Source organism: Streptomyces sp. NBC_00400 (assembly GCF_036048035.1).
In the GTDB taxonomy this organism is placed as follows: domain Bacteria; phylum Actinomycetota; class Actinomycetes; order Streptomycetales; family Streptomycetaceae; genus Streptomyces.
The window spans coordinates 3,099,450-3,124,576 of record NZ_CP107940.1 but is presented as its reverse complement, the minus strand read 5'-3'; the positions used below and the strand labels follow the sequence as shown (position 1 = coordinate 3,124,576).

Below are 25,127 nucleotides of genomic sequence, written 5' to 3'. Positions count from 1 at the left end.
AACTTCTCTTTCGCCTCGGCAGCAGGAGAATTAGCGGCGACTGTACCCGGCGGTACGCGGCGGCGACAATCTTCCACAGGTTTTGGGCTCGGCGAGACAGGGCATTTGGCCGCCTTTCGGCAGTCCCATGCGAGCTCTTGGCGCCCCGTTCGATGATTGTTCGGCAACACGTCAAGATCAGGTAGCCGTTGCGGCGTCTTCGCGGGACGGGTGCCGGGCCGGCCTCGCCGGCCGGGGTCAGGCCACCGAGATGACGTCCGCGGCTCCTTCCGCGGTCTGTGCCGAGGTCAGTGCCTCGCGTATGCCGGCGGCGACGGTGCCGCTGACCGGTAGCGCGAGATGTCCGACACCGGCGACATGCACGTTGTCCGCAGGCAAATCCGGATGACTGATTCTGGCCGTCGTGGCGGGGACCATCACCCGGTCTTCCTCGCTCCAGAAAGCGACAAAGTGCGTCCGGCAATGCGGCGCCGGAAGCGACAACTCCGTGATCACCTCGGAATCGGGGCGCATTTGGCGGACGATCGGGTGCGCCGACATCAGGGGGGCGATGGCGGTGCCGGAGTGCGGGGTGCCGAGCGTGATCAGCGTACGGACGCGGGTGTCGCCGCCGAGCCGCTGCACGTAATAGCGGGCGATGAGCCCGCCCAGGCTGTGGCCCACGAGGTCCACCCGGCGATGCCCGGTCCGCGCGCACACCTCCTCCACATGGCGGCTCAGCAGCTCGGCGGCCTTACGGAGATCGCAGGTCAGCGGCGAGTAGTTGAGCGCTTCGACATGACGCCAGCCGTGCCGGTGCAGCGAGCGGCGCAGCAGCAGGAAGACGGAGCGGTTGTCGATGAAGCCGTGGAGCAGGAGGACCGGCGGATGGGCCCGCCCCTCGGTCGGCAGCATCGACGGTGCGCCGGGGGCGGGCTGCACGGTCTCCGGCGCCGGGTGTCCCTCCGGGGCCCCCGCGGCGGGGTGCGGCGCGGGTGGTGGCACGGGTGGTGGCACCGGTCGTTCCCGGGAGATGCCGGTCGGATAGAGGAGGAGGTGGCCGGCGAGGACCGCCAGCTCCACGGCCGTGCTGCGCAGGAGCAGGGGAGAGGCGTGAGCGGGGAGCCGGCGAGCGCGCTGGAAGGGCGCGGCGAAAAGGCGCGCGAGCAGGAGGGGTGCGAAGAGCAGGGGTGCGGAGAGACGGTGTGCGGACAGAAGGGGTGCGGAGAGAAAAGGCAGGGCCTGCATGGCCGACCTCCCGAACGGCACGCGGGAGGCGGCTTCGACCCCCGTATGCCCTCGTGGGAAGCCATGAGCAGCGACGGCGGGCATGCGGCGTACCCGCCGTGATGCGCGCCCGGCGGCGCGGTGGCCCGGCTGCGACTCCCCGAGCGCCCGCCCCGCGCGTACGGATCCGCCCGGCCGGGGCGGTACGACACGCGGAACACGGCGCGTAGCGAACGTGTCCCAGGTGTGATTTCCCCCTCCCCGGATGTCACGAAACGGCTGGGTACGGGATGCTGGCGATAACGTTCGTTCACGCTCGTGGCCGCCGGATCGCGGTCGCGCGATCGATTGTCGGCTCGGCGGCACCACAGTGCCGTGCATGGCTTGGAGGCAGTGATGAGTGTGGCTCGGCACGACGGAGCGCAAGCGGGGAGTCAGGGCACGGCGGGCAGGTCGGGTCCGATCCGTGTGGTCGTGGCCAAGCCGGGCCTGGACGGGCACGACCGGGGCGCCAAGGTCATCGCGCGGGCGCTGCGCGACGCCGGTATGGAGGTGATCTACACCGGGCTGCACCAGACCCCGGAGCAGATCGTCGACACCGCGATCCAGGAGGACGCCGACGCGATCGGGCTGTCCATCCTCTCCGGCGCGCACAACACCCTCTTCGCGAAGGTCATCGCCCTCCTGGAGGAGCGCGACGCGGCGGACATCAAGGTCTTTGGCGGCGGCATCATCCCCGAGGACGACATCGCCCCGCTCAAGGCGCAGGGCGTGGCGGAGATCTTCACGCCGGGCGCGACGACCGCTTCGATCGTGGAGTGGGTCAACGCGAATGTGCGCTCGCTGGCCGTCTGAGCCACGGAGCGGGGCTGAGCCACGGCACAGGTCTGAGTCATGGGGCAGGTCTGCGCTACGGGACGGCCGGGCGGCGGGGCGGCCGGGGTGAGGGCGGCCGCCGGGGCGCGGGCGGTTCCGGGGCGGAGGGGTGAGCGGAGGGTCATGGGGCGAGGGGCTGTCGCGTGGCCCGGACCGGGCCGTGGGCCGGGGTGGCGGTAGGGGCGCCGGTGCCGGTGCCCGTGCCGGTGTTGCCCGTGTCCTCGTGGCCGGTCGGTTCCGGGGCGAGTTCCGCGTGCATGGTGGCGCGGAGGCGCAGGGTGCCGACCAGGCGCTGGAAGGCCTCGGACCAGTAGCCGCCGGAGCCCGGTGAGGCGCCCTCCGGCTCGTCCGTGACGGCGGTGAGCATGGCGAGACGGTCCGCCGCTGCCGGGTCCAGACAGCGTTCGGCCAGGCCCATCACCCCGCTGAAGCTCCACGGGTAGCTGCCCGCGTCCCGGGCGATGTCCAGGGCGTCGACGACGGCCCCGCCGAGCGGTTCGGCCCAGGGGACCGCGCACACGCCGAGCATCCGGAAGGCCTCCGACAGTCCGTGGGCCGCGATGAACTCCGCGACCCACCGGGCGCGTTCGGCATCGGGCAGTACGGTCAGCAGCTTGGTCAGGTCCCGCGACGAGCCGGCCGGTGCGACCTCGGCCGCCTGGGACGGAGCGCCCGGCGCACCCAGCAGCGCCCGCGCCCAGTCGGTGTTCCGCCGGCGCACCGCGGCGCGGCACCAGGCGTCGTGCAGCTCCGTCCGCCAGTCGTCGCCCACCGGCAGTGCGACGATCGCCGCCGCGTCGCGGCCTCCGAAGCGGGCGTGCCATCCGTCCAGCGGCGCCGCCTCCACCAACTGGCCCAGCCACCAGGACCGTTCGCCCCGTCCGGAGGGCGGCTTGGGTGCCACGCCGTCCCGCTGCATCCCCGCATCGCACTCGTGCGGTGCCTCGACGGCGATCGCCGGTGCGCCGGCCGTACGGTCCAGGCCGACACAGGTGTGCGCGCGCTGCGCCATCCGGGCCGCGAGGGCGGATCCGGGCAGTGTGGAGAGCAGCTCGGCGGCCGTGGCGCGGACGTTCCGGCTGCGGTCGGACAGTGCCTGTTCCAGGAAGGGCTCATCGGCCGCCGAGAGCCCGTCACGCAGCGAGTCGAGGAACATCAGACGGTCCTCGGCCCGCTCCGTGGGCCAGGTCGTGGACAGCAGGGCCAGGCCGGCCCCCGGGTCCTGGCGGCGCAGCGCGGTCAGCAGGGCGACCCGCTCCGCGAACAGGCCCTCCTCCCACCGGCGTCGTACGCCGTCGGGGCCGTCGTCGCCGTCGTCGCCGGAGAGCCCGGCCGGGCCGCCGATCCCCCGGAGTGCGAACTTCCACTCCGCGTTGAGCCGCGACAGCCACAGGGCGCGCGGCCCCGCCAGCGCCAGCGCGGCGGGCCGCAGGTCCGTACGAGCGCGGGCCGCGTCGAGCAGTGCGGGCAGCAGCGCCTCCGGGGCCCGGTAGCCGTACTCCTCGGCGGCGGCCAGCCACTGGGGGAGCAGTTCGGTGAGGTCGGGGGCCGTGCCGCGGCGGCTGCCGCCGCTGCCGCCGCGGTCGGCGAGCAGCAGGGCCAGCCGGCGGCGCGCGGCGGGCGGCAGCGGGGGCCGCGGGTCGGCCGGGGCCGGGGCGGGCCGTTCGCCGGCCGGTGCGGGGCGCAGTGCGGCGCGGCGGCGCACCGTGCTCACCGCTGCCGCGTCCAGCAGTGCGGCCGCGGCGCTCTGTCCGGAGCGCACCGCCACCGGCGGCGTCCGCCGCTCGGTCCCGAGGAGCGCGGCGCTCACGAGATCGGCCCAGGGGGCCGGGGCGGTCGGGGTGGGGGCGAGGGAAGGAGGCGTGGCGGATGCTGGTGCGGAGGTGGATTCGGGGGCGGCGGCGGGAGTGGGTGAAGTGGGCGAAGTGGGCGAAGTGGGCCTGGTGGTGGTCGTCATGCCCTTCCTCCGGGGTCGGTGGTGGACGGTGTGTGCGGCCGGTGGGTGACAGGGGGGAGGGGCCTGGCCGGCGGGGCGGTGGGGGCCCGGGTCACAGGGACACCGGGGCCGGGTCCCAGGCGGTCAGCGGCAGGAAGCCGCGGTGGCCGCATTCGCCGAAGACCGTGATCGGCTCGCCGCCCGATATGGCGGCCAGCTGCCACAGGCCCGTCTGTCCCGGACCGTGCGGGTCCAGCGGCAGTGCCGACTCACCGTCCGCATCGGCCAGTTGCCAGCTCTTGCCTTCGCGGCCGGGGACCGGTGTGACCTCGGCGAGCACCACCGGCCAGGAATCCAGCCACGGGTCGTCACGCAGAGCGTCGCCGTACGCGGCCAGGGCGGCGTCGATACCGCAGCCGGACGGCACGGAACCCGGGACCGCCGGGGCGTGCCGCTCGCCCAGGGCGGCGCGCAGGGGGCGGGCGCCGGGGTAGTAGGCGAGGTCCGCATCGAGCACCAGACCAGGGGGCAGGGCCAGAGCCGGCGGGCGCTGGGCACCGCCGCCGAAGGAGAGATGCAGCGCCATCCGGCCGGTCCGCTCGCCGCGGAGGAAGATGCGGCGGGTGGTCAACATGCTCTCTTCGGTGTCCTGTTGGGCGAGCACCAGCCAGCGGTCCCGGATCGTCGCCGCCTCGGGGCCGGTCAGCAGATCCGCCGCCTCCGTGGTCAGCCCCACACGGGAGCGGACCGTTGCCGCGAGCGGGACCGGCAGCCGCTCGATACCGAGGAACCCCTGGTCGAGGAGGTGCAGCAGGGCGCACTCCTCCAGCAGCCGGGCCGGCCAGTCCGGACCGGACGCCACGGCCGCGCCCAGCTCGCGCACCCGTGAGGCGAGCCCGGGCGCCTGGGCGTCGACCATGCGGGCGGCCGTCTCGCCCCAGGAGCCCCCTCCGCCGCCGGCCGGCCGGGAGATCCCCCCGTCGGCGTGGCCGGCCGAGGCCAGCCCCGACTGCAGCAGATCCTCCAGGCGCTGTTCCAGCTCGCTCGCTCCGGCGCCGATCCGCTGCATCCGGCGCTCCGCCCGCCGCTTGGCGGCCTCCGGGTCGGCAGGCGCCCGCGACGGAGCTCCGCCGCCCGGGGCCGATCGGGCGGACCGCTCGGCGCGCTCCCGGCGTCCGGCCAGCCACTCGCCCGCCCACGGCGCCGGATCCCCCGCCGCCACCTCTCGGCCGCCGCCCGCCCAGAGCAGCAGCAGCCCCAGCGCGTGCTTGCACGGAAACTTGCGGCTCGGACAACTGCACGTGAAGGCGGGGCCGTTGAGGTCCACGACCGTGTGGTACGGCTTCTTGCCGCTGCCCTTGCACTGCCCCCACACCGCGCTCGCGTCCGCGCCCGTTTCCGACCACGGCCCCGGCGCTGCGAGCTTGCCGCCCGCCTTGCGCGAGGCCTCGTCAGGCGCCAGCGCGAGCACCTGATCCGTCGTCCAGCGTTCCCCCTGCGGATTCATGTCATCGACGCTACGACGCCCCACTGACAATCGCCGGGGATCGCGACGAACTCGCAGTTCAGGGTGGGTTTTCGGGGGATTGTCAGTGGCGTGGTGCAGGCTTGATCCCGCAAGCGGCCGCAGGGATTTCGCCGTCCCGGCCGCACACGTTGCGACGAGGGGGAACCATGTCCGAGAACAGCTTCAAGACGACGGACGACGAGACCGATCCGAACGGCGGGACGGCGCCGCAGGGCGCGGGCGGCGAAGTGCTGCGACCGCATGCCGAGGACACTTTCGCGGCGGAGCTGACGGCCCTCGCGGCGGCCGACGACCGCCCGCGCCCGGAGCGCTGGCGGCTCTCGCCGTGGGCGGTCGCGACCTACCTCCTCGGCGGCACGCTCGCGGACGGCACGGTCATCACCCCCAAATATGTCGGCCCGCGCCGGATCGTCGAGGTCGCGGTGACGACGCTGGCGACGGACCGCGCGCTGCTCCTGCTGGGCGTGCCGGGCACCGCGAAGACCTGGGTGTCCGAGCATCTGGCGGCGGCCGTCAGCGGCGACTCCACCCTGCTGGTCCAGGGCACGGCCGGCACCCCCGAAGAGGCGATCCGCTACGGCTGGAACTACGCCCAGCTGCTCGCCCACGGCCCCAGCCGCGAGGCGCTGGTGCCCAGTCCGGTGATGCGCGCGATGGCACAGGGCATGACCGCGCGCGTCGAGGAACTGACCCGCATCCCCGCCGACGTCCAGGACACGCTCATCACGGTCCTGTCGGAAAAGACCCTGCCCATCCCGGAGCTGGGGCAGGAGGTGCAGGCCGTCCGCGGGTTCAACCTGATCGCCACCGCCAACGACCGCGACCGCGGCGTCAATGAACTCTCCAGCGCGCTGCGCCGCCGCTTCAACACCGTCGTCCTGCCGCTGCCCGCCACCCCGGACGAAGAGGTGGACATCGTCTCGCGCCGGGTCGGGCAGCTCGGGCGCTCGCTGGATCTCCCGGCCGGGCCGGAGGGGCTGGACGAGATCCGCCGCGTCGTCACGGTCTTCCGCGAACTGCGGGCCGGCCTCACCTCCGACGGCCGCACCAAGCTCAAGTCGCCGTCCGGCACCCTCTCCACGGCCGAGGCCATCTCGGTGGTGACGAACGGGCTGGCGCTGGCCACCCACTTCGGGGACGGTGTGCTGCGCGCCGGGGACGTGGCCGCGGGCATCCTTGGGGCCGTGGTCCGCGATCCGGCGGCGGACCGGGTCGTATGGCAGGAGTACCTGGAGACCGTGGTGCGCGAGCGCGACGGCTGGAAGGACTTCTACCGCGCCTGCCGTGAGGTGAGCGCATGACCGGGCCGGTGCTGCTCGGGGTGCGCCATCACGGCCCCGGCTCGGCGCGGGCGGTGCGTGCCGCCCTCGACCAGTGCACGCCGGACGCGGTCCTGATCGAGGGGCCACCGGAGGCGGACGCGCTGGTGCCGCTGGCCGCCCAGGAGGGGATGCGTCCGCCCGTCGCGCTGCTCGCCCACGCACAGGACGATCCCGGCCGCGCGGCGTTCTGGCCGCTGGCCGAGTTCTCCCCGGAGTGGGTGGCGATGCGCTGGGCGCTGGAGCGCGGCATCCCCGTCCGCTTCATCGACCTGCCCGCGGCCCACTCGCTGGCGATGGGGGACGGCGAGGGGGCGGTGACCGGTGAGGGCCCGGTGACCGATGAGGGGCGGGCCGACGGGCCTCCGGTCGACGGGTCTCAGGCCAACGGGCTTGCGGCCGATAGGCCTTCGGCCGACGGGCCTCCGGCCGCCGGACAGGAGCAGGAAGAGGTACCCGACGAGGTACCCGACGGGGCCGAGGTGCGGGTCGATCCCCTCCGGGTGCTGGCCGGGACGGCCGGGTACGACGATCCCGAGCGCTGGTGGGAGGACGTGGTCGAACACCGCGGGGGCGCGGGAGGGGGAGTGGGGACCGCAGGGGGCGCCGGTGCGGACGCGCTGGCCCCGTTCGCGGCGCTGGCCGAGGCGATGGGGGCGCTGCGCGAGGCGTACGGGGACGGCGGCCATGACCGTGATCCGGTGCGCGAGGCCCATATGCGGCTGCGACTGCGCGCCGCGCGGAAGGAGTTCGGGGACGGCATCGCCGTGGTGTGCGGTGCCTGGCATGTACCGGCCCTGGCGCGGCGCACCACCGTGGCCGCCGACCGGCAGCTGCTCAAGGGCCTGCCGAAGGTGAAGGCGGCGGTGACCTGGGTGCCCTGGACGCACCGACGGCTCTCCCGCCACAGCGGCTATGGCGCCGGTATCGCCTCACCGGGGTGGTACGGCCATCTCTTCAGTGCCCCCGACCGCCCCGTGGAACGCTGGCTGACCAAGGTCGCCGGGCTGCTCAGGGAAGAGGATTACGCGGTCTCGTCGGCGCACATCATCGAAGCGGTGCGGCTCGCCGAAGGGCTGGCCACGGTACGCGGGCGCCCGCTGGCCGGCCTGACGGAACTGGACGACGCGGTCCGGGCCGTGATGGGGGACGGCTCCGATGCGCCGTCCTCGCTGGTCCACGACCGGCTGGTGGTGGGGGAGGTGCTGGGCGAGGTTCCCCAGGACGCCCCCGCGGTACCGCTGCAACGGGACCTCACCCGCAGCCAGCGGACGCTACGGCTCAAACCGGAGGCCCCGGAACGGGAACTGGAGCTGGACCTGCGCAAGGAGACCGACGCCGGCCGCAGCCGCCTGCTGCACCGGCTCCGGCTGCTCGGCATCCCGTGGGGCGAGCCCGGCCGCTCCCGCGGCAGCACCGGCACGTTTCGGGAGACCTGGCGGCTGCGCTGGGAGCCCGAACTGTCGGTGCGGGTCGCGGAGGCCGGTATCTGGGGCACGACCGTGCTCTCGGCCGCCACGGCCAAGGCCGCGTCCGAGGCGTCCGAGGCGGCCACGCTCGCCGAGGTCACGGCGCTCGCCGAGCGCTGCCTGCTGGCCGGACTCCCCGACGCCCTCCCGGTGGTCATGCGGGCGCTGTCGGACCGTGCGGCGCTGGACGCGGACGTGGGCCATCTCGCCCAGGCACTGCCCGCCCTCGTACGGTCCGTGCGCTACGGCGATGTACGCGGCACGGACGCCGCGGCGCTGCGCGAGGTGGCGACGGGCCTGGCCGAGCGGGTCTTCGTCGGACTGCCACCCGCCTGCCTGGGCCTGGATGCCGACGGTGCCACCGAAATGCGCGGCCATCTCGACGCCACCCACCAGGCCGTCGGCCTCCTCGGTCAGCCGCAGCCGGGGCAGCAGACCGGACCGGAGACCGCCCCACAGCCCGGACCCCGGGCCGTACCGCAGCCCGGATCTCAGGCCGTACCGCAGTCCGGACCGCAGCATCTGCGGATGCGGTGGGCCGGGGTGCTGCGGGCGGTGAGTGAACGGGACGCCGTGCCGGGCCTGATCCGCGGGCGGGCGGCCAGACTGCTGCTGGACGAAGGGGAGTTGGGTGACGGGGGAGCGGAGCGGCTGATGGGGCTCGCCCTCTCGCCGGGCACCCCGCCCACCGATGCTGCCGGCTGGATCGAGGGGTTCGTCGGCGGCGGGGACGGCGGCATGCTGCTGGTCCATGACGAACGGCTGCTCGCGCTGGTCGACGGCTGGCTGACCGGTGTGCCGGACGCCGCATTCACGGACGTCCTGCCGCTGCTGCGCCGGACCTTCGCGGAGTACGAGACCGGTGTGCGGCGCACCCTCGGCGAACTGGTCCGCCGCGGCCCCGCGGCGCCGTCCCGCCACCCGGCAGGCGCGGCACCGGACGCCGCCGCGCCCGGCTTCGGCCCCGGCCTGGACCGCGACCGCGCCGCGGCCGTCCTCCCCACCCTGCGCCTGCTGCTGGGGATCGGAGCGCCCGGCTTCGGCGACGAGCCCGGCGAGCGGCCGGACGACAACCCACCGGACACCACCCGACCGGCCGACGACCTCACGGGGGCACGGACATGACCCACACGACACCGGACCCGGCGACGACGGGTACGGCCACCGCATCGGCGCCGGCGACGACGGGTACGGCCACCGCATCGGCCCCGGCGACGACCACAACCACCGCTCCGGCGGCAGCAACGAACACGGCTGCGGCCCCCGCGAAGACCCCCAAGACGGCCCCCAAGACGGCCCCCACCCCTGCCCCCACCCCCGAGGCCGAACGGCTGCGCCGCTGGCGGCTGGTGCTCGGTGGTGGCGGTGCGGACGGTACGGGGTGTGAACTCCGGGGGCGGGACGCGGCGATGGACGGGGCACTGGCCTCGCTCTACGGCCGGGAGAAGGACAGCGGCGGCACGGCGCCCGGCGGCAGGCGCTCGGCGGGGCTCGGGGCTTCGGCGCCCGGGGTGGCGCGCTGGCTCGGCGACATCCGTACGTACTTCCCGTCCTCCGTGGTGCAGGTGATGCAACGGGACGCCATCGACCGGCTGGGGCTGTCCGCGCTGCTGCTGGAGCCGGAGATGCTGGAGGCCGTCGAGGCGGATGTGCATCTGGTGGGCACCCTGCTCTCGCTCAACAAGGTCATGCCGGAGACCACCAAGGAGACCGCCCGCACCGTCGTCCGCAAGGTCGTCGAGCAGTTGGAGAAGAAGCTGGCGCAGCGCACCCGCGCCACCCTCACCGGCGCGCTGGACCGCTCCGCCCGGATCAGCCGGCCGCGTCATCGTGACATCGACTGGGACCGCACGATCCGGGCGAACCTCAAGAACTACCTCCCGGAGTACCGCACGGTCGTCCCCGAGCGGCTGATCGGCTACGGCCGCGCGGCGCAGTCGGTGAAGAAGGAGGTGGTGCTCTGCATCGACCAGTCCGGTTCGATGGCCGCCTCGGTCGTCTATGCCTCGGTGTTCGGCGCGGTGCTCGCCTCCATGCGGGCCCTCGACACCCGGCTCGTCGTCTTCGACACCTCGGTCGTCGATCTGACGGACCAACTGGACGACCCGGTGGACGTCCTCTTCGGGACCCAGCTCGGCGGCGGCACGGACATCAACCGTGCGCTCGCCTACTGCCAGTCCCGCATCACCCGCCCCACCGAAACCATCGTCGTCCTCATCAGCGACCTCTACGAAGGCGGCATCCGGGACGAGATGCTCAAGCGGGTCGCCGCCATGAAGGCGTCCGGGGTGCAGTTCGTGACCCTGCTGGCGCTCTCCGACGAGGGGGCGCCCGCCTACGACCGTGACCACGCCGCCGCCCTCGCGGCCCTGGGCGCACCGGCGTTCGCCTGCACCCCGGATCTGTTTCCGGACGTGATGGCGGCCGCGATCGAGAAACGGCCGCTGCCCATACCGGACATGGCGGAGCAACGGTGACAGGAACCCCGGGGGGACTTGCGTGGCACCTGGCTGCTCGTGCAAGGATCAGGCCATCGCCCGATCGCCCGCGACGCGCGTGACCCCGAGGCCGTGTGCCTTGGGTGTCCCCGTCCGTAGGGGAAGGTCCCTCCTTGTCTGCTGTGTTCGCCCCGCCTGCCGCCGTGCGCCTGCCGCGCACCGTGGCCGCGCGGCGTGCGCTGCTGGCCGGGCTCTTCCTGGTGGGCTTTGTCGCCCTCGGCTTCGCCTTCGGTCCCGGCGCCCATGCCGACGACCGCACGCGGAGCGCGGACCTGACCGGGGTGGCAACCCCGGCCAAGACCGCGTCCGAGGCGTCCACTCCGGACCGGGCCGCCACCCGGGACGGGGCGGCGAACGGGCTGTCCGGCTCCAAGACCGTGCTCCGGCGGCAGGGCAAGGCGTCCGGCGCCAAGCTCGCCGAGCACACCCACGCCGCGTCCGACACGGTGGCGGGGGCCGTACGCCCCGCCGCCGAGCAGGCCGCGCCGGTCACCGACCGGATCACCGAGCCGGTGAACCGTGTCGTACGGGAGGTCGGGGACTCGGCAGGCGCCGCGCTTCCCGTGCACCTCCCGTCCGGTGAGCACACCGGAGGCTCCGGAGACGGCGCGACGCACCAGCACGGCCGTACGCCGGGCGAGGCTCAGCCGGCCGGTCCGCGGACCGCTGACCGGGCTGCCGGCCCGTACGCCGCGCCGTCGTCGGACGTCGCCGACTGCCTGCACAAGCCGGCCGCCGAGCACCCCTCGGCCGCCGCCCACGAGCAGCACGCCCCGGGCCACAACGGCCTTCCGGGACAGTGCCCGCAGGCTCCGGTGGCGCCTGCCTCGCACACCGCCGGTAACGGCCACGGCCCCCGTGGCGGGGACCAGCACGCCGCCGCCTCGGCGGACCCCCTGCGCTTCCGGCTCCTGCCCGGTGGCGTCCGCACGGCCGATGGCGCTCCGACGCGTCGGCGTGCCGAAGAAATCCTCGAATTCCCGGGCTAGGGCAGACCGCTCCGCGTCTGTAACTGACCTGCCGCGCGGGGGCGGGACAGGTCTGCCCTTTCACCCCTTTTGAATTCGAAGGACTTCACCTCCATGCGCTCGAACATCCGCCGTTCCATCGTCGTTGCCACCGCCGCCACCGGTCTGTGGGCCCTGGGCTCCGTCGCCGCCAACGCCGCCGAGCTGCCCGTCGGTTCGGACCTGCCGGCCGCCGGCACGGTGACCGGCACCGCGAAGCAGCTGCCCACCGGTGACGTGGCCGGCACCGTGACGAAGACGGCCAAGACCGTCACCACGACCGCCAGGACCGCCACCACGACCGCCGAGGAGACGGCGGGCAAGGCCACCGGTGCCCTCGGCGGCGATGTGACCACCCAGGACCTTCCCACCGGCAAGCTGCCGCAGGCCGGCGACCTGACCGGTGCGGTGGACGGTGTGCGGAAGCAGGCCCAGGGCGCCGGCCTGCCGAAGACCGGTGAGGTGCGCAAGGCCGCCGACCTGAAGAAGGCCAAGAAGGCCGCCAAGAAGGCGGCCAAGGCCGCCGGCCTGGGCAAGGCCGGCCGTCTGGCGAAGGGCACGCTGCCCTCCGTTCCGTCGCTGCCCGCCACCCCGGGCGTCCCGTCCGCCCACCTGCCCGGCGGCCTGCCCCAGGGCCTGCCCGGCACCCCGGCGCTGCCCAAGGCCCCCGCGCTGCCCAAGGCTCCGGGCTCGGTCGACAACCTGCTGGCCGGTCTCGCCGGTGCGGGCCTCCGCCCCGAGCACCTGACGAAGCCGGTCCAGGGCGGTCTCGCCACCGCCCGTCCGGTCGTCGGCAAGGCGGCCTCCGACGTGCTGCCGCCCGTCGCCCGCCGGGTCGTCGTCAAGGTCGTGCCGGTCGCGCAGGGCACCGCCGGCCAGGCCGTCGCCGGTGTGAAGGGCCTGGCCCCGGTGAAGTCGGTGCCCGCCGTTCCGGCCGTTCCCTCCGTCCCGTCCGTCCCCTCCGTGCCCGCCAACGTGACCGACGCCGTCCCGGCCGTTCCGGCTGTGCCCGCCGTCCCGGCCAACGTGACCGACGCCCTCCCGGCCGTCCCGTCCCTCCCGTCCGTCCCCGCCGTCCCGGCCAACGTGACCGACGCCCTCCCGGCCGTCCCGGCCGTCCCCGCGGTCCCGGCCAACCTGACCGACGCCGTTGCCGTCCCGGCCGCCCCGGCCCTCCCGGCCGTGCCCGCCAACCTGGCCGACCTGACCAACGCCGCCAACATCCCGGCGCTGCCGGCCCTCCCGGCCCTCCCGGTCCAGGCGGTCTGAGGCCTCAGGCCGACACCACCGGACCTCGGCCGCGGCGGCGGCCGAAACCGGAACACCCATGAACAGCCGGGCGGACCTCTGTGGGGGAGGGCCGCCCGGCCTTGGTGTTTCCACCGCACCGCCGCACCACCGCACCGCCACACCGCCGCACCGCCGCACCGTTCTTTCGTCCCGCGGTGCGCCAACGAGCCGGCCGGAGCTACGTGTTGGGCTCCTCGCTCGACCACCCGCCGGGCTATGTGCGGGGCACCCGCAACCGTTCCCAGCTGACCTGTCCCGGCACCCCGTCCGCATCCTTGCCGTGGAAGCCGAGCTTGCGCTGCCAGGCCGCGTACGACTGCCGGTCCGCCTCGGTCCACTCCGGACCGGGGCCGATTTCGTAGTGGCTGCAGCCCTCGGCCACCAGCCGCTCCCCCATCGCCGTGATCACCGGGCTGTGGGTCCCGGACCGGAAGAAGTCGCGGCCGGGGAACGGCTCGTACGCCGGCTGCTGCGGCTCCGGTGAGCCCTCGGCCGGCTTCGCCAGCCGCTTCTTGATCCGGCCCCGCAGGTCGTTCATCGCGACGCCGCGCGGATCGACCTTCCCCGGCTGCCATTCGAGGTGCCCGATCACCGAGCGTTCGGTCCAGCCGTGCGCCCGGCAGACCGCCGCCGCGGCCTTCTCCATGGCGGCCTGCTGCTCCGCGGGCCAAGGGTCCTTGCCGTCGCCGAGGTTGATGCATTCGAAGCCGTAGAAGTAACGGTTGCCGTCGGTGTCCGCGGCGTTGTCCGGCGGCAGTTGCGCGTCCTCGTTGATCACCGCGCGCAGGACGTCGGCGTCACCGAGCCCGGCGTGGTTGGCGCGGCCGTTGCCGACGAGATGGACCTCGCCCGCTTTGTCGATCACGCCGTGGCACAGCGGCCCCGGCAGGTCGGAGCGCCCGTCGTAACACAGGTCCACCGAGCTGTCGGTGCCCTGGGTGGCGGTGTGATGCATCATCACGCCGTGCATCGGGCCCCAGGGGCCCTTGGCGTTCCGGTTGTGCTCACGCCAGTCGCGGACCTCGTGGACCACCAGGCCCTCGTCGCGCAGCGCCGCGATCAGCTTGCTCGCGGTCAGGGGAGTGGCCATCGGCCCGTACCTCCTACGTCGACCGCGGCTTCGGCCGCCGCGGTGGTCTGTGCCCTGCTCGGCACCGGACCCGCCGCGCCGTATGCCGCTTCCGGCGCCGGATGTGAGGGCACCGGGAAAACGAGAAAGAAGGAGCGGGACCAAGCCTGAAGTGTGTGACTCCTGATGCGTAGGTATCCGTAAGTGCTCAAGACAGTGTCCGTAGCGGGAAGTTGAAGGGTCAAGAGGCCTTTCCGGACCCGTCCGCGGAGGACCTCTTCCCCCACGGATTCCCGTGCCATCGGAACCGGAATCGCCGGAGGCGGGGCGCACAGAGGCGTACCGGGAGGAGGCCGCGGGCGATGCGCGACGTGAGCGCGCACGCCGAGTGACAACGGACGGTCACGAGGCAGAGCCGCCCGCCCCGCCTTCAAGATCATCGGGGGAGGTCGAAAGCCGATCCACGACCATCCCGCGGACGGCAATGAGCGCCCGCCGAACAGCCCCCGCCAAACCACCCCACCGCAATCCAGCTCGCGACAAACCGGCCGACGGCATGCAGAAATCCCGAGAAGGCGTAACTTGGCCAAAAGATCTGTGATGGTAATCACCGCTGGAGTGTGATCTGCGATTTAGGGCCGCACGTCCTGCGGCGATAACCTGCGGGACGGACATGCCGCGTATCCGGTCACCGTGTACGCCTCCCTCAGTGACAGCGCCGTCACGTTGCCCTTCGCGGCACGCCCATCGCAGACGAACGAACCGCGATCACTACGGCGATTCTGAGAAGACAAGGGACGGACGCGCGTGGACCTGTTCGAGTACCAGGCGAGGGACCTCTTCGCCAAGCACGGTGTACCGGTGCTGGCCGGTGAAGTCATCGACACGCCTGAGGCGGCGCGCGAGGCGACCCAGCGGCTGGGCGGCAAGTCGGTCGTCAAGGCGCAGGTGAAGGTCGGTGGCCGCGGCAAGGCCGGCGGCGTGAAGCTGGCCACCAGTGAGGACGACGCGGTCGAGAAGGCCGGTCAGATCCTGGGCATGGACATCAAGGGCCACACGGTCCACAAGGTGATGATCGCCGAGACCGCTCCGGAGATCGCCGAGGAGTACTACGTCTCGTACCTCCTCGACCGCACCAACCGCACCTTCCTGGCCATGGCCTCCGTCGCCGGCGGCATGGACATCGAGGAGGTCGCGGCGACCCGGCCCGACGAGCTCGCGAAGGTCCCGGTCGACGCCAACGAGGGCGTCACGATCGAGAAGGCCCGCGAGATCGTCGCCCAGGCGAAGTTCCCGGCCGAGGTCGCCGAGAAGGTCGCCGACGTCATGGTGACCCTGTGGAAGACCTTCGTCGCCGAGGACGCGCTCCTCGTCGAGGTCAACCCGCTGGCCAAGGTCGCGAGCGGCGAGGTCATCGCCCTCGACGGCAAGGTGTCCCTGGACGAGAACGCCGAGTTCCGCCAGCCGGAGCACGAGGCCCTGGAGGACAAGGACGCAGCCAACCCGCTCGAGGCTGCGGCCAAGGCCAAGGGTCTGAACTACGTCAAGCTCGACGGCCAGGTCGGCATCATCGGCAACGGCGCGGGTCTCGTCATGAGCACCCTGGACGTCGTCGCCTACGCCGGCGAGAAGCACAGCAACGTCAAGCCCGCCAACTTCCTCGACATCGGTGGCGGCGCCTCCGCCGAGGTCATGGCGAACGGCCTGGAGATCATCCTCGGCGACCCGGACGTCAAGTCCGTGTTCGTCAACGTCTTCGGTGGCATCACCGCGTGTGACGAGGTCGCCAACGGCATCGTCCAGGCCCTGGAGCTGCTCAAGTCCAAGGGCGAGGACGTCAACAAGCCCCTGGTCGTGCGCCTCGACGGCAACAACGCGGAGCTCGGTCGCGAGATCCTGTCGAAGGCCAACCACCCGCTGGTGCAGCGCGTGGACACCATGGACGGCGCGGCCGACAAGGCCGCCGAGCTGGCTGCTAAGTAAAGGACGAGGACACAACAACCATGGCTATCTTCCTGACCAAGGAAAGCAAGGTCATCGTCCAGGGCATGACCGGTGCCACTGGCATGAAGCACACCAAGCTGATGCTCGGTGACGGCACCAACATCGTCGGCGGTGTGAACCCGCGCAAGGCCGGCACCAGCGTCGACTTCGACGGCACCGACGTGCCCGTCTTCGGCTCGGTCGCCGAGGCGATGGAGAAGACCGGCGCCGATGTGTCCGTGCTCTTCGTGCCGCCGGCCTTCGCCAAGGCCGCCGTCGTCGAGGCGATCGACGCCGAGATCCCGCTGGCCGTCGTGATCACCGAGGGCATCGCGGTGCACGACTCCGCCGCCTTCTGGGCGTACGCGAAGACCAAGGGCAACAAGACCCGGATCATCGGCCCGAACTGCCCCGGCCTGATCACCCCCGGCCAGTCCAACGCCGGCATCATCCCGGGCGACATCACCAAGCCCGGCCGCATCGGTCTGGTGTCGAAGTCCGGCACGCTGACCTACCAGATGATGTACGAGCTCCGTGACATCGGCTTCTCCTCGGCCGTCGGCATCGGTGGCGACCCGGTCATCGGCACCACGCACATCGACGCCCTCCAGGCGTTCGAGGCGGACCCCGACACCGACCTGATCGTGATGATCGGCGAGATCGGCGGCGACGCCGAGGAGCGTGCGGCCGACTTCATCAAGGCCAACGTCTCCAAGCCGGTCGTCGGCTACGTCGCGGGCTTCACCGCGCCCGAGGGCAAGACCATGGGCCACGCCGGTGCCATCGTCTCCGGCTCCTCCGGCACCGCCCAGGCGAAGAAGGAGGCCCTGGAGGCCGCCGGCGTCAAGGTCGGCAAGACCCCGTCGGAGACCGCGCGGCTGGCCCGCGAGATCCTCGGCGGCTGACTGCCTCCCGGCGTCGTTGCCGGACGGGACGTACGTCGTCCTTGACGGCACGCCGGCGATACCGCCGGACCCTCGCCCTTGTGGCGCCTCGCCCCCGCGGTGGAAGAATCTTCCGCCGCGGGGGCGCTCGGCGACCGGGGCAGGGTCCGGCGGTGTGCGTTCGGGGCGGGACGCGGGACGCGGGGCGGAGCGGGGCGCCGGCCCTCAGGAAGCCCTCCCCCAAACTCCTGGCGGACGTCCAACTCCTGGCGGACGTCCAACTCCTGGCGGACGTCCAACTCCTAGCGGACGTCCGGCACCAGACGGGCCTCCCGCAGTCTCTTGCGTACCGCGGCATTGCCCTGCTTCCTGACCTCCGCGCCACGGTGCCCGGTGGGTGGGACGACGGCGTGTGGCGCGGTCGCCACGGGCTTGTCCGGCGGTGGCGTGTAGTGGTCCGGCGTCACGAGCATCATCACCACCGCCACCAGCGCGAACCCTCCGGCCAGCCCGACCGCCGCCCGTGTGGTCCGCAGATCGCTGCGTTCGGCGTCGCTCCGTACGCGCTCCGTGGCGGCCGGCGTCACCTGCTGCGCGGCCGTCAGCGCGGTGAGCCGGGTCCGCAGGATCTCGCCCTGCCGCACCGGCGGGTGCCCGTCGAGTCCCAGCTCCGGCAGCCGCTCGGCGATCCGCTCCCGCGCATGCGTCAGCCGCCCGGCCGCGGCCGGGGTACTCGCTTCGATCTCCGCCGCGGTCTCGTAGAGCCCCAGCCCGACCCCGTCGTGCAGCAGCAGCGCCCGCCGGTAGGGGGCGGGCAGCCGCAGCAGTGCCGCCAGCAGCGCACGGTCCGCGGGCTCGCCGGTCTCGTGGAACTGCTTCGGCTTCCGGGCGGTCCGCAGTCCGGGACACAGCCGGTGCCAGGGGGTCAGCGCGTACTCGTACGCGGCCGCCCGCACCCACCCCGCCGGATCCGGGTCCACCGCGACCTGCGGCCAGTGCTGCCAGGCGCGCCGGAACCCCTGCTGCACGGCCCGCCGCGCGAGCCACGGCCGCCCGGTGAGCAGATAGGCCTGCCGCATCAGCGCTGCCGCGTGCCGGGTGTGGAGGTCGTCGAAGGCGGCGGCGGCCGGCTCGGGCCGGGGTGTCCGACGCCGGTTCGTGTCGGGCCGGTTCACCTCGGGCCGGTTCGTGTCGGGCCGGGGCCTCTCGCGCTGGGTCATACAGAGCAGTGTGGAAAACCGGCATTGCTGGATGCAGCGCGACACGTCGGGCATTTCGCCAGTGCGGGGAGGAAACGCCTCTTGTTGGCAGCATGGCCGCGTGAGCCAGTTGACCGAGCGTGGCCCCACCCTGTCCTCGCACGGCCGAGCCGCCGCGCAGCGCTCCTCCGCGATCGGCGCGGCGTTCCTCGGCGGCGTGACGGCCGCCGGCCTCGGCCTCGGCGCGCTGGCGGTCGCCGTGCTGCTGCTCTGGGTCGCCTCCCCCGAGCCCGACAGCGGCCCGTCCCGGGCCCTGCACCTCGCCGCCGACCTGTGGCTGATGGCGCACGGCGGCGCCCTCGAACGCACCGCGGGCCACTCCGCCGTCCCGGTCGCCGTGACCCCGCTGCTGCTCGCCGTCCTCCCGGTCTGGCTGCTCCACCGGGCCGCCCGCCACACCCTGGCGACCGCGGCCGACGCCCGTACCGGCCCCGGCGTGGTCCCCGGCACGGGCCCCGGCAGCGCTGCGGACGCCACCCTGGCGGTGGTGCCGCGCACCCTGCTCGGTGCGCTGCTCACCGGCTATCTGCTGGTCGCGGCCGCGGTGCTGGTCTATGCCTCCGCAGGGCAGCTCAGCGCCGAGCCGCTGAGCGTGCTGGCGGCCGTACCGGCCACCGCGCTCGCCACGCTCGCCGGTACGGGCTGGTTCCTGCTCCGGCATCCCGGCGCCGATCTGCTGCCCGCCTGGGCGCTGCGGGCCGGGGCCGCGGTGCCGGGCGGTCTGCGAAGCCTGCTCGCCGGCGCCCGGTGCGCCGTCGCGGCGCGCGCCGCCGGTGCCGCCCTCGGCGCCCTGCTGGTGTCCGGCGCCGTGCTCACCCTGCTCTCCCTCGGCCTGCACGCGGGCCGGGTACGCGACGACCTGCTCCGGCTGGCGCCCGACTGGGCGAGCCACGCCACGGTGCTGCTGCTGTGCCTGGTTCTGCTCCCGAACGCGGCCGTCTGGGGCGCCGCATACGCCCTGGGGCCGGGTTTCACGGTCGGCGCGGGCAGCGCGGTCGGCCCGCTGGGCACCTCGCCACCTTCGGCGCTGCCCCGGCTTCCGCTGCTCGGCGGGCTGCCGGATGCCGGGCCTGGAAACCCGCTGACCTGGGCGGTGGCGGTGGTGCCCCTGATCGCGGGGGTGCTGCTGGCCCGCTCGGTCGCCCGCTCGGTGACCGGTTCCGCGCCGGCGCCCGGCGCTGGGGGACACCCCTGGTCGTGGTGGACGACGGCAGGTGCGGCAGCCCTGGGGGCCGGTCTCTGCGGCGCCGTCGCCGCAGTGCTCGCGGGCCTCTCCGGCGGCGCGCTGGGCACCGGAGCGCTCGCCGCATTCGGCCCGAGCTGGTGGCGTACGGGCCTCGCGGCAGCGGGCTGGACCGCCCTGACCGGCGTCCCGGGCGCGATCGCGCTACGGGCCTGGCGGCTGCGGGCGGGCCGGCGGGGTCAGGACGAGGACACCCGCCCCGGCGCCAGGACGGGGGGTACCGGCACCGCGACCGGCCCCGGCGTGGCGATGGGCGATGGCGGGGGCGCCGCCCCCGGCCCCGCCGCGGCCGACGGCAAGCACACCGTCCCCGGCCCCGGCTCCGGCGCCGCTGGTCCGGGCCCCGATGACCTCACGGTCACGGAGTCGGGAACTCCCGCGGAGCCGACGGCGGCCGCGGAACCGGCTGCCACGGAGCCGGCGGCCGCGGAACCGGCGGCCACGGGGCGGGCTGCCGCGGAACCGGCCGCCACGAAACCGGCCGCCACCCCGGTCATCCCGAACGGCTGACCGGCCGCCCCCCCGCAGCCTCCTCCTACTGCCGCGCGCTCAGCAGCGGCCGCAGCTCCCGCGGCAGCAGCTGCTCGCAGGACTTGCCGGCCGACTGGGTCAGGGCGTCGTTCACGCAGGTGAAGTAGTCGCGGTAGACGATCTGCACGGTGAAGGTCGCGGCCACCATCACCAGCGCCAGCGAGGCGATCACCAGGCCCGCGACCGCCGCGGTGACCTGCGGCCGGGTGCTGCCCGGGGAGGCCGGGGCACCGGGCTGTGCGCCCGGGGCGGGCGGGGCGGCGGGGGCGGGGCGGCCCTCCATGGCGGCGGTGGTGGCCGCGGCGTCGGCCTTCGCGGGGTTCGACTTGGCGCGCAGCGAGCTGACGCCCCAGTACAGCGCCAGCGCGCCCAGCAGCAGGGCCACCTCCGGCAGGCCGAACAGCACGCAGAAGAACGACCACAGCCCGCCGAGCAGTGCGAAGCGCGCCCGGCGCTGGGCCGGGTCGGTGGGGTCCCAGCGCAGCCCGCCGGGGCTGCCGGGGCCCCCGGGGCCGTTGCCCTGCTGGCCGTTGCGGCTGCCGGGGCGGGTGCCGAAACCGCCGCTCTGCCGCCCCGGCTGCCGGGGGCTCCACTGGCTGCCCCAGCCCGGCGCCGACTCGTCCTGCGACGGCCGGTCCTCGTCGCCGTTGCCGTTGCCGTCCGGGCCGTGCGGAGCGGGGTGACGCGGGCGCCACTCCTGGTCGGGCGCGTCGGCCGGCGGCGGGGCGAAGGGGTTGTTGTCCTGGTCGGAGTCCGGGGCATGCGGGGCGGCGGGCTCCGGGGAGGAGGACGACGGCTTGCGCTCACGCGGCAGCAGCACCATCCCGGGGGAGGTGGTGGGCTGGGGGAACCACCCAGCCGTAGCCGGGGGAGGGAGCAGGAGGGCCGCGCGGCGGCGTCGGTCCGTCATCTGGAGTGCGTCTTCCCCTTGTCTCGTCTGTCTCGTCTGTCTCGTCTTGCGTCGTCCGTACGCGGGCCGTCACAACCGGCGCCCGGTTACCACGAACTGCATGCAGTCTTAGGCCTGACGCTACCTCCCGTGCCCGCCCCCGTCCCGTGGGGGCCGCGCGGTGTGCCGGTATCGTTGCTGACGGTCGGCGCCTTCGTAGGGTTCCCCGGATCTGCGGTACCCGCAGTCTTGTACGACCACACAAAGCACGCGAGATCGGAAAAGAGCCCCGCCGTGGCTTCCTCCCCACCCCCCGCCCGCCCCGCCGAGCCCGGCCGCCCGGCCCGCATCGTCGTCCTCGTCTCCGGCTCCGGAACGAACCTGCAGGCGCTGCTGGACGGCATCGCCGGCCTGGGCCCGGAGGAGTACGGCGCCGAGATCGTGGCCGTCGGCGCCGACCGGGGCGCCATCGCGGGCCTGGAGCGCGCCGCGGCCGCCGGGCTCCCCACCTTCGTCTGCCGGGTCAAGGACTACGACAGCCGTGCGGACTGGGACGCCGCGCTCACCGAGGCGACCGCCGCGTACGAGCCCGATCTGGTGGTCTCGGCCGGCTTCATGAAGATCCTGGGCAAGGAGTTCCTTGCCCGCTTCGGCGGCCGCACCGTCAACACCCACCCGGCGCTGCTGCCGAGCTTTCCCGGTGCCCATGGCGTGCGCGATGCGCTCGCGTACGGCGCGAAGGTCACCGGATGCACCGTCCACTTCGTCGACGACGGTGTCGACACCGGCCCGATCATCGCCCAGGGCGTGGTCGAGGTCCGGGACGAGGACGACGAATCCGCGCTGCATGAGCGCATCAAGGAAGTCGAGCGATCGCTGCTCGTCGAGGTCGTGGGGCGTCTGGCCCGGCACGGCTACCGCATTGAGGGACGAAAGGTACGTATCTCGTGACCGCCACCGAAGGTACGCAGCGGCCCATCCGCCGCGCGCTGGTCAGCGTCTATGACAAGTCCGGGCTGGAGGAGCTGGCCCAGGGGCTGCACGCGGCGGGCGTCCAGCTCGTCTCGACCGGGTCGACGGCCGCGAAGATCGCCGCGGCCGGGGTGCCGGTCACCAAGGTCGAGGAGCTGACGGGCTTCCCCGAGTGCCTGGACGGCCGGGTCAAGACCCTGCACCCCAAGGTGCACGCCGGCATCCTCGCCGACCTCCGCCTGGAGGACCACCGCCGGCAGCTGGCCGACCTCGGTGTCGAGCCGTTCGACCTGGTGATCGTGAACCTCTACCCGTTCCGGGAGACCGTCGCCTCCGGCGCCACCCCCGACGAGTGCGTGGAGCAGATCGACATCGGCGGGCCCTCGATGGTCCGCGCCGCCGCCAAGAACCACCCCTCGGTGGCCGTGGTCGTCAACCCCGCCCGCTACGGCGATGTCCTGGAGGCCGTCACCGGCGGCGGCTTCGAACTGGCGCAGCGCAAGCGGCTGGCGGCCGAGGCCTTCCAGCACACCGCGGCCTACGACGTGGCCGTCGCCTCCTGGTTCGCCGAAGGCTACGCCGCGGCCGACGACTCCGCCTTCCCCGAGTTCCTGGGCGCCACCTACGCCCGCAAGAACGTCCTGCGCTACGGCGAGAACCCGCACCAGGGCGCCGCGCTGTACGTGGACGGCAGCGGCGGGCTCGCGGAGGCCGAGCAACTGCACGGCAAGGAGATGTCGTACAACAACTACACGGACACCGATGCCGCGCGCCGGGCCGCGTACGACCACGCCGAGCCGTGTGTGGCGATCATCAAGCACGCCAACCCGTGCGGTATCGCGGTCGCCGCGGACGTCGCCGAGGCACACCGCAACGCGCACGCCTGTGACCCGCTGTCCGCCTTCGGCGGCGTCATCGCCGTCAACCGCCCGGTCTCCGTGGCGATGGCCGAGCAGGTCGCCGAGATCTTCACCGAGGTCATCGTGGCCCCCGGCTACGAGGACGGCGCGGTCGAGATCCTGGCCCGCAAGAAGAACATCCGGGTGCTGCGCTGCCCCGACGCGCCGTCGAACCCCGTCGAGGTCAAGCCCGTTGACGGCGGCGCCCTGCTCCAGGAGACCGACCGGCTGCAGGCCGAGGGCGACGACCCGGCGCACTGGACACTCGCCAGCGGGGCCGCACTGACCGCCGCCGAGCTGGCCGAGCTGGCCTTCGCCTGGCGCGCCTGCCGCGCCGTGAAGTCCAACGCCATCCTGCTCGCCAAGGACGGCGCCACGGTCGGTGTCGGCATGGGCCAGGTCAACCGAGTGGACTCCGCGAAGCTCGCGGTGCAGCGCGCGGGCGAGGACCGGGCGCGCGGCTCCTACGCCGCCTCCGACGCCTTCTTCCCGTTCCCGGACGGCTTCGAGGTGCTGGCCGAGGCCGGCGTCAAGGCCGTGGCCCAGCCGGGCGGTTCGGTCCGCGATGAACTCGTCGTCGAGGCCGCCGCGAAGGCCGGCGTGACGATGTACTTCACCGGGACCCGGCACTTCTTCCACTGAGCCTGAGCCCGAGCTTGAGCCGCCGGTACCGGCGTAAGAAGAGGGCCGCACCCCAGCCGGGGTGCGGCCCTCTTCTTACGCTGAATCCGCGCACTGAATCCGCGCGGTACCCGAAGACGTCAGTAACGCGGCCTGCTGAACCAGTACTTGCTCTCGTCCTTGGATATGAAGGCGATCACCATGATGCCCAGGATGGTGTGCACCAGGCCGAGGGGGAAGGTGCACAGGCTCAGTATCAGGGTGCCGACACCGAAGACGATGCTGCCGACCCGGACCCCGCTGCCCCCGTTGGCGAACTGCAGGGCCAGCGTGATCGCGAGCACGGTGAAGACCACGATGAGCACGATCACCGCGATCAGCAGGCCCTTGCTGACGTTGATCGCGGTGACGTCGTCAGCGGCGGAGTACGCCGAGACATCGTGCGAGGCCTTGCTGACGCCTCCCAGCAACATCACGGAGAGGACCAGCCCGATGAGGTTCACACCGGAGAGCACGAACAGGAGCACCCGGGCGGTCTTGACCCCGCCGGGCATCGCCACCGGGTACTGCGGCTGCATACCGGGCATCCCGCCGCCGCCCGGGTACGGGCCGTACGGGGACGGCTGCTGTGGTTGCTGCTGCGGGTAGCCGTACTGGGGTTGTTGACCCGGCGGGGGACCGTAAGGGTTCTGTGGGGGATAACTCACTAGCGGTGTCCTTCATACGACGTGAACGGAGCCGCGAAGGCCCCGGTCGCGCAGGGGCGAGGGGGCCTTCGCGGAGTGGTACACCTCGGGCCGGGGTGGCACCCCCAACCGCTTACTGGGTCTTGACGACCACCGAGGCCACGGCCTTGTCGGCGAAGGTCTGGGCCTTGTCGTCCCACAGCGGCCACAGCCAGCCGATGCCGCACGCGATGCTGTCGAGGAAGTGCGCCAGGCGCCGGACGAAAGCCATGCCGAAGCCGAGCGGCTGACCGGTGTCCTCGCGGACCACGCGGATGTTCATGGCCTTCTTGCCCATCGTCTGGCCCTTGTTGCCTTCCTGGATGAGCATGAAGATGCCGCCCGCCAGGATCGCCAGGCCGGCGATGCCGATCAGGAGGAAGGCGATGGCCGGCGGGCCGGCCGAGGCCGCTTCCGCCCGGCAGTTGTAGTCGTCGTAGGCGCAGCTGTTGATCTTGCTCGCGGAGGAGAGGACCATGCCGAACCCGATCGCGTACAGGATGCCGGGCACCAGGGCCACGACCAGACCGTCGATGAGCGAGGCGCACAGCCGCGCACCCCAGCTCGCGTAACCCGTCGGCATGCCCATGCCCGGCATGGGCTGGCCGTAGGGAGCCGCCGCCTGCTGCGGGTAGCCGTACGCCTGCTGCTGCGGGACCTGCTGCTGGGGGTAGCCGTACGGCTGCTGCTGCGGGGCCTGCTGGGGGTACCCGTAGCCGGGCTGTCCCTGCGGCGGGACCGGGGGCTGCTGGCCGTACGGGCCCTGCGGCGCCTGCGGCTGCTGCCCGTACGGGCCCTGCGGCGGCTGTGGCTGGCCGTAGGGGTTGTTCGGGTCGCCGAAACTCATCTGCTGTTTTCCTCCGTTGGGTGACTGCGGCACGACGCGGCGTGACTCGGAGGAAAAACAGGATTCACTGGCCACC

The 25,127-nt window shown here is 73.4% G+C and carries 19 protein-coding genes; 11 read left to right on the top strand and 8 right to left on the bottom strand.

Annotated features, from left to right (window positions below):
• Window positions 1-237: 237 nt before the first annotated feature.
• Window positions 238-1,227: an esterase/lipase family protein gene (locus tag OHS81_RS13635; protein WP_328385047.1), complete on the bottom strand. Its 990-nt coding sequence runs from the start codon at window positions 1,225-1,227 to the stop codon at window positions 238-240.
• A gap of 375 nt (window positions 1,228-1,602) precedes the next feature.
• Between OHS81_RS13635 and OHS81_RS13630 the strand changes: the two genes are divergently transcribed.
• Window positions 1,603-2,061, top strand: coding sequence for a cobalamin B12-binding domain-containing protein (locus OHS81_RS13630; RefSeq protein ID WP_129294611.1), 459 nt, complete (start codon window positions 1,603-1,605; stop codon window positions 2,059-2,061).
• A 142-nt stretch (window positions 2,062-2,203) separates the two neighbouring features.
• Here OHS81_RS13630 and OHS81_RS13625 read toward each other — a convergent pair whose 3' ends face one another.
• Together OHS81_RS13625 and OHS81_RS13620 are read right to left on the bottom strand one after the other, a co-directional pair.
• The gene (locus tag OHS81_RS13625; RefSeq protein ID WP_328385046.1) at window positions 2,204-4,039 is read right to left on the bottom strand and encodes a DUF5691 domain-containing protein; all 1,836 of its coding nucleotides are present in this window, start codon (window positions 4,037-4,039) and stop codon (window positions 2,204-2,206) included.
• A 91-nt stretch (window positions 4,040-4,130) separates the two neighbouring features.
• Window positions 4,131-5,525: an SWIM zinc finger family protein gene (locus OHS81_RS13620; RefSeq protein ID WP_328385045.1), complete on the bottom strand. Its 1,395-nt coding sequence runs from the start codon at window positions 5,523-5,525 to the stop codon at window positions 4,131-4,133.
• A 167-nt stretch (window positions 5,526-5,692) separates the two neighbouring features.
• Here OHS81_RS13620 and OHS81_RS13615 point away from each other — a divergent pair, with 167 nt between their 5' ends.
• From OHS81_RS13615 to OHS81_RS13595, 5 genes are all read left to right on the top strand, one after another.
• Complete coding sequence (locus OHS81_RS13615; RefSeq protein WP_328385044.1) at window positions 5,693-6,847, top strand: ATP-binding protein; 1,155 nt, start codon at window positions 5,693-5,695, stop codon at window positions 6,845-6,847.
• Complete coding sequence (locus OHS81_RS13610) at window positions 6,844-9,459, top strand: DUF5682 family protein (protein WP_328385043.1); 2,616 nt, start codon at window positions 6,844-6,846, stop codon at window positions 9,457-9,459. The genes OHS81_RS13615 and OHS81_RS13610 overlap by 4 nt, the downstream gene beginning before the upstream one ends.
• Window positions 9,456-10,811 carry a VWA domain-containing protein gene (locus tag OHS81_RS13605; RefSeq protein WP_328385042.1) on the top strand — a complete coding sequence of 452 codons (1,356 nt, stop codon included), beginning with the start codon at window positions 9,456-9,458 and terminating at the stop codon, window positions 10,809-10,811. Before OHS81_RS13610 ends, OHS81_RS13605 begins: the two co-directional genes overlap by 4 nt.
• 134 nt (window positions 10,812-10,945) lie before the next feature.
• Window positions 10,946-11,821, top strand: a complete 876-nt coding sequence (locus tag OHS81_RS13600; protein ID WP_328385041.1) for a hypothetical protein — start codon at window positions 10,946-10,948, stop codon at window positions 11,819-11,821.
• A gap of 93 nt (window positions 11,822-11,914) precedes the next feature.
• Window positions 11,915-13,108, top strand: coding sequence for a hypothetical protein (locus tag OHS81_RS13595; protein WP_328385040.1), 1,194 nt, complete (start codon window positions 11,915-11,917; stop codon window positions 13,106-13,108).
• A gap of 235 nt (window positions 13,109-13,343) precedes the next feature.
• Here OHS81_RS13595 and OHS81_RS13590 read toward each other — a convergent pair whose 3' ends face one another.
• On the bottom strand, window positions 13,344-14,219 hold the full coding sequence (locus OHS81_RS13590; protein ID WP_328385039.1) for a peptidoglycan-binding protein: 876 nt from the start codon (window positions 14,217-14,219) through the stop codon (window positions 13,344-13,346).
• 786 nt (window positions 14,220-15,005) lie between these two features.
• Between OHS81_RS13590 and sucC the strand changes: the two genes are divergently transcribed.
• Window positions 15,006-16,181: an ADP-forming succinate--CoA ligase subunit beta gene (sucC, locus tag OHS81_RS13585; RefSeq protein WP_129294605.1), complete on the top strand. Its 1,176-nt coding sequence runs from the start codon at window positions 15,006-15,008 to the stop codon at window positions 16,179-16,181.
• 20 nt (window positions 16,182-16,201) lie between these two features.
• A complete protein-coding gene (sucD, locus tag OHS81_RS13580) occupies window positions 16,202-17,086 on the top strand; it encodes a succinate--CoA ligase subunit alpha (protein ID WP_328385038.1) in 885 nt (294 codons plus the stop codon).
• A 281-nt stretch (window positions 17,087-17,367) separates the two neighbouring features.
• Here the strand turns inward: sucD and OHS81_RS13575 are convergent, their stop codons facing one another.
• Complete coding sequence (locus tag OHS81_RS13575; RefSeq protein WP_328385037.1) at window positions 17,368-18,285, bottom strand: RNA polymerase sigma factor; 918 nt, start codon at window positions 18,283-18,285, stop codon at window positions 17,368-17,370.
• 100 nt (window positions 18,286-18,385) lie between these two features.
• Between OHS81_RS13575 and OHS81_RS13570 the strand changes: the two genes are divergently transcribed.
• The gene (locus OHS81_RS13570) at window positions 18,386-20,077 is read left to right on the top strand and encodes a cell division protein PerM (protein ID WP_328385036.1); all 1,692 of its coding nucleotides are present in this window, start codon (window positions 18,386-18,388) and stop codon (window positions 20,075-20,077) included.
• Window positions 20,078-20,102: 25 nt separating this feature from the next.
• Here OHS81_RS13570 and OHS81_RS13565 read toward each other — a convergent pair whose 3' ends face one another.
• Complete coding sequence (locus OHS81_RS13565) at window positions 20,103-21,008, bottom strand: hypothetical protein (RefSeq protein WP_328385035.1); 906 nt, start codon at window positions 21,006-21,008, stop codon at window positions 20,103-20,105.
• A 273-nt stretch (window positions 21,009-21,281) separates the two neighbouring features.
• Here OHS81_RS13565 and purN point away from each other — a divergent pair, with 273 nt between their 5' ends.
• Both purN and purH read left to right on the top strand, forming a co-directional pair.
• Window positions 21,282-21,938 (top strand): phosphoribosylglycinamide formyltransferase, encoded by a 657-nt coding sequence (gene purN / locus OHS81_RS13560; RefSeq protein ID WP_328385034.1) that lies wholly within the window; start codon window positions 21,282-21,284, stop codon window positions 21,936-21,938.
• A complete protein-coding gene (gene purH / locus OHS81_RS13555) occupies window positions 21,935-23,500 on the top strand; it encodes a bifunctional phosphoribosylaminoimidazolecarboxamide formyltransferase/IMP cyclohydrolase (protein ID WP_328385033.1) in 1,566 nt (521 codons plus the stop codon). Before purN ends, purH begins: the two co-directional genes overlap by 4 nt.
• A 119-nt stretch (window positions 23,501-23,619) precedes the next feature.
• On the opposite strand, the gene OHS81_RS13550 is transcribed toward purH, so the two are convergent.
• Both OHS81_RS13550 and OHS81_RS13545 read right to left on the bottom strand, forming a co-directional pair.
• A complete protein-coding gene (locus OHS81_RS13550; protein ID WP_328385032.1) occupies window positions 23,620-24,186 on the bottom strand; it encodes a hypothetical protein in 567 nt (188 codons plus the stop codon).
• Window positions 24,187-24,298: 112 nt separating this feature from the next.
• A complete protein-coding gene (locus OHS81_RS13545; RefSeq protein ID WP_328385031.1) occupies window positions 24,299-25,051 on the bottom strand; it encodes an RDD family protein in 753 nt (250 codons plus the stop codon).
• Window positions 25,052-25,127: the final 76 nt, after the last annotated feature.

Bases quoted from the DNA above. Each gene is read 5' to 3' on its own strand.
- OHS81_RS13590 (WP_328385039.1), bottom strand. From the start codon at position 14,219: ATGGCCACTCCCCTGACCGCGAGCAAGCTGATCGCGGCGCTGCGCGAC.
- sucD (WP_328385038.1), top strand. From the start codon at position 16,202: ATGGCTATCTTCCTGACCAAGGAAAGCAAGGTCATCGTCCAGGGCATG.
- OHS81_RS13630 (WP_129294611.1), top strand. From the start codon at position 1,603: ATGAGTGTGGCTCGGCACGACGGAGCGCAAGCGGGGAGTCAGGGCACG.
- OHS81_RS13635 (WP_328385047.1), bottom strand. From the start codon at position 1,227: ATGCAGGCCCTGCCTTTTCTCTCCGCACCCCTTCTGTCCGCACACCGT.
- OHS81_RS13605 (WP_328385042.1), top strand. From the start codon at position 9,456: ATGACCCACACGACACCGGACCCGGCGACGACGGGTACGGCCACCGCA.
- OHS81_RS13620 (WP_328385045.1), bottom strand. From the start codon at position 5,525: ATGAATCCGCAGGGGGAACGCTGGACGACGGATCAGGTGCTCGCGCTG.
- OHS81_RS13615 (WP_328385044.1), top strand. From the start codon at position 5,693: ATGTCCGAGAACAGCTTCAAGACGACGGACGACGAGACCGATCCGAAC.
- OHS81_RS13625 (WP_328385046.1), bottom strand. From the start codon at position 4,039: ATGACGACCACCACCAGGCCCACTTCGCCCACTTCGCCCACTTCACCC.
- OHS81_RS13575 (WP_328385037.1), bottom strand. From the start codon at position 18,285: ATGACCCAGCGCGAGAGGCCCCGGCCCGACACGAACCGGCCCGAGGTG.
- OHS81_RS13595 (WP_328385040.1), top strand. From the start codon at position 11,915: ATGCGCTCGAACATCCGCCGTTCCATCGTCGTTGCCACCGCCGCCACC.
- OHS81_RS13610 (WP_328385043.1), top strand. From the start codon at position 6,844: ATGACCGGGCCGGTGCTGCTCGGGGTGCGCCATCACGGCCCCGGCTCG.
- OHS81_RS13545 (WP_328385031.1), bottom strand. From the start codon at position 25,051: ATGAGTTTCGGCGACCCGAACAACCCCTACGGCCAGCCACAGCCGCCG.
- OHS81_RS13565 (WP_328385035.1), bottom strand. From the start codon at position 21,008: ATGACGGACCGACGCCGCCGCGCGGCCCTCCTGCTCCCTCCCCCGGCT.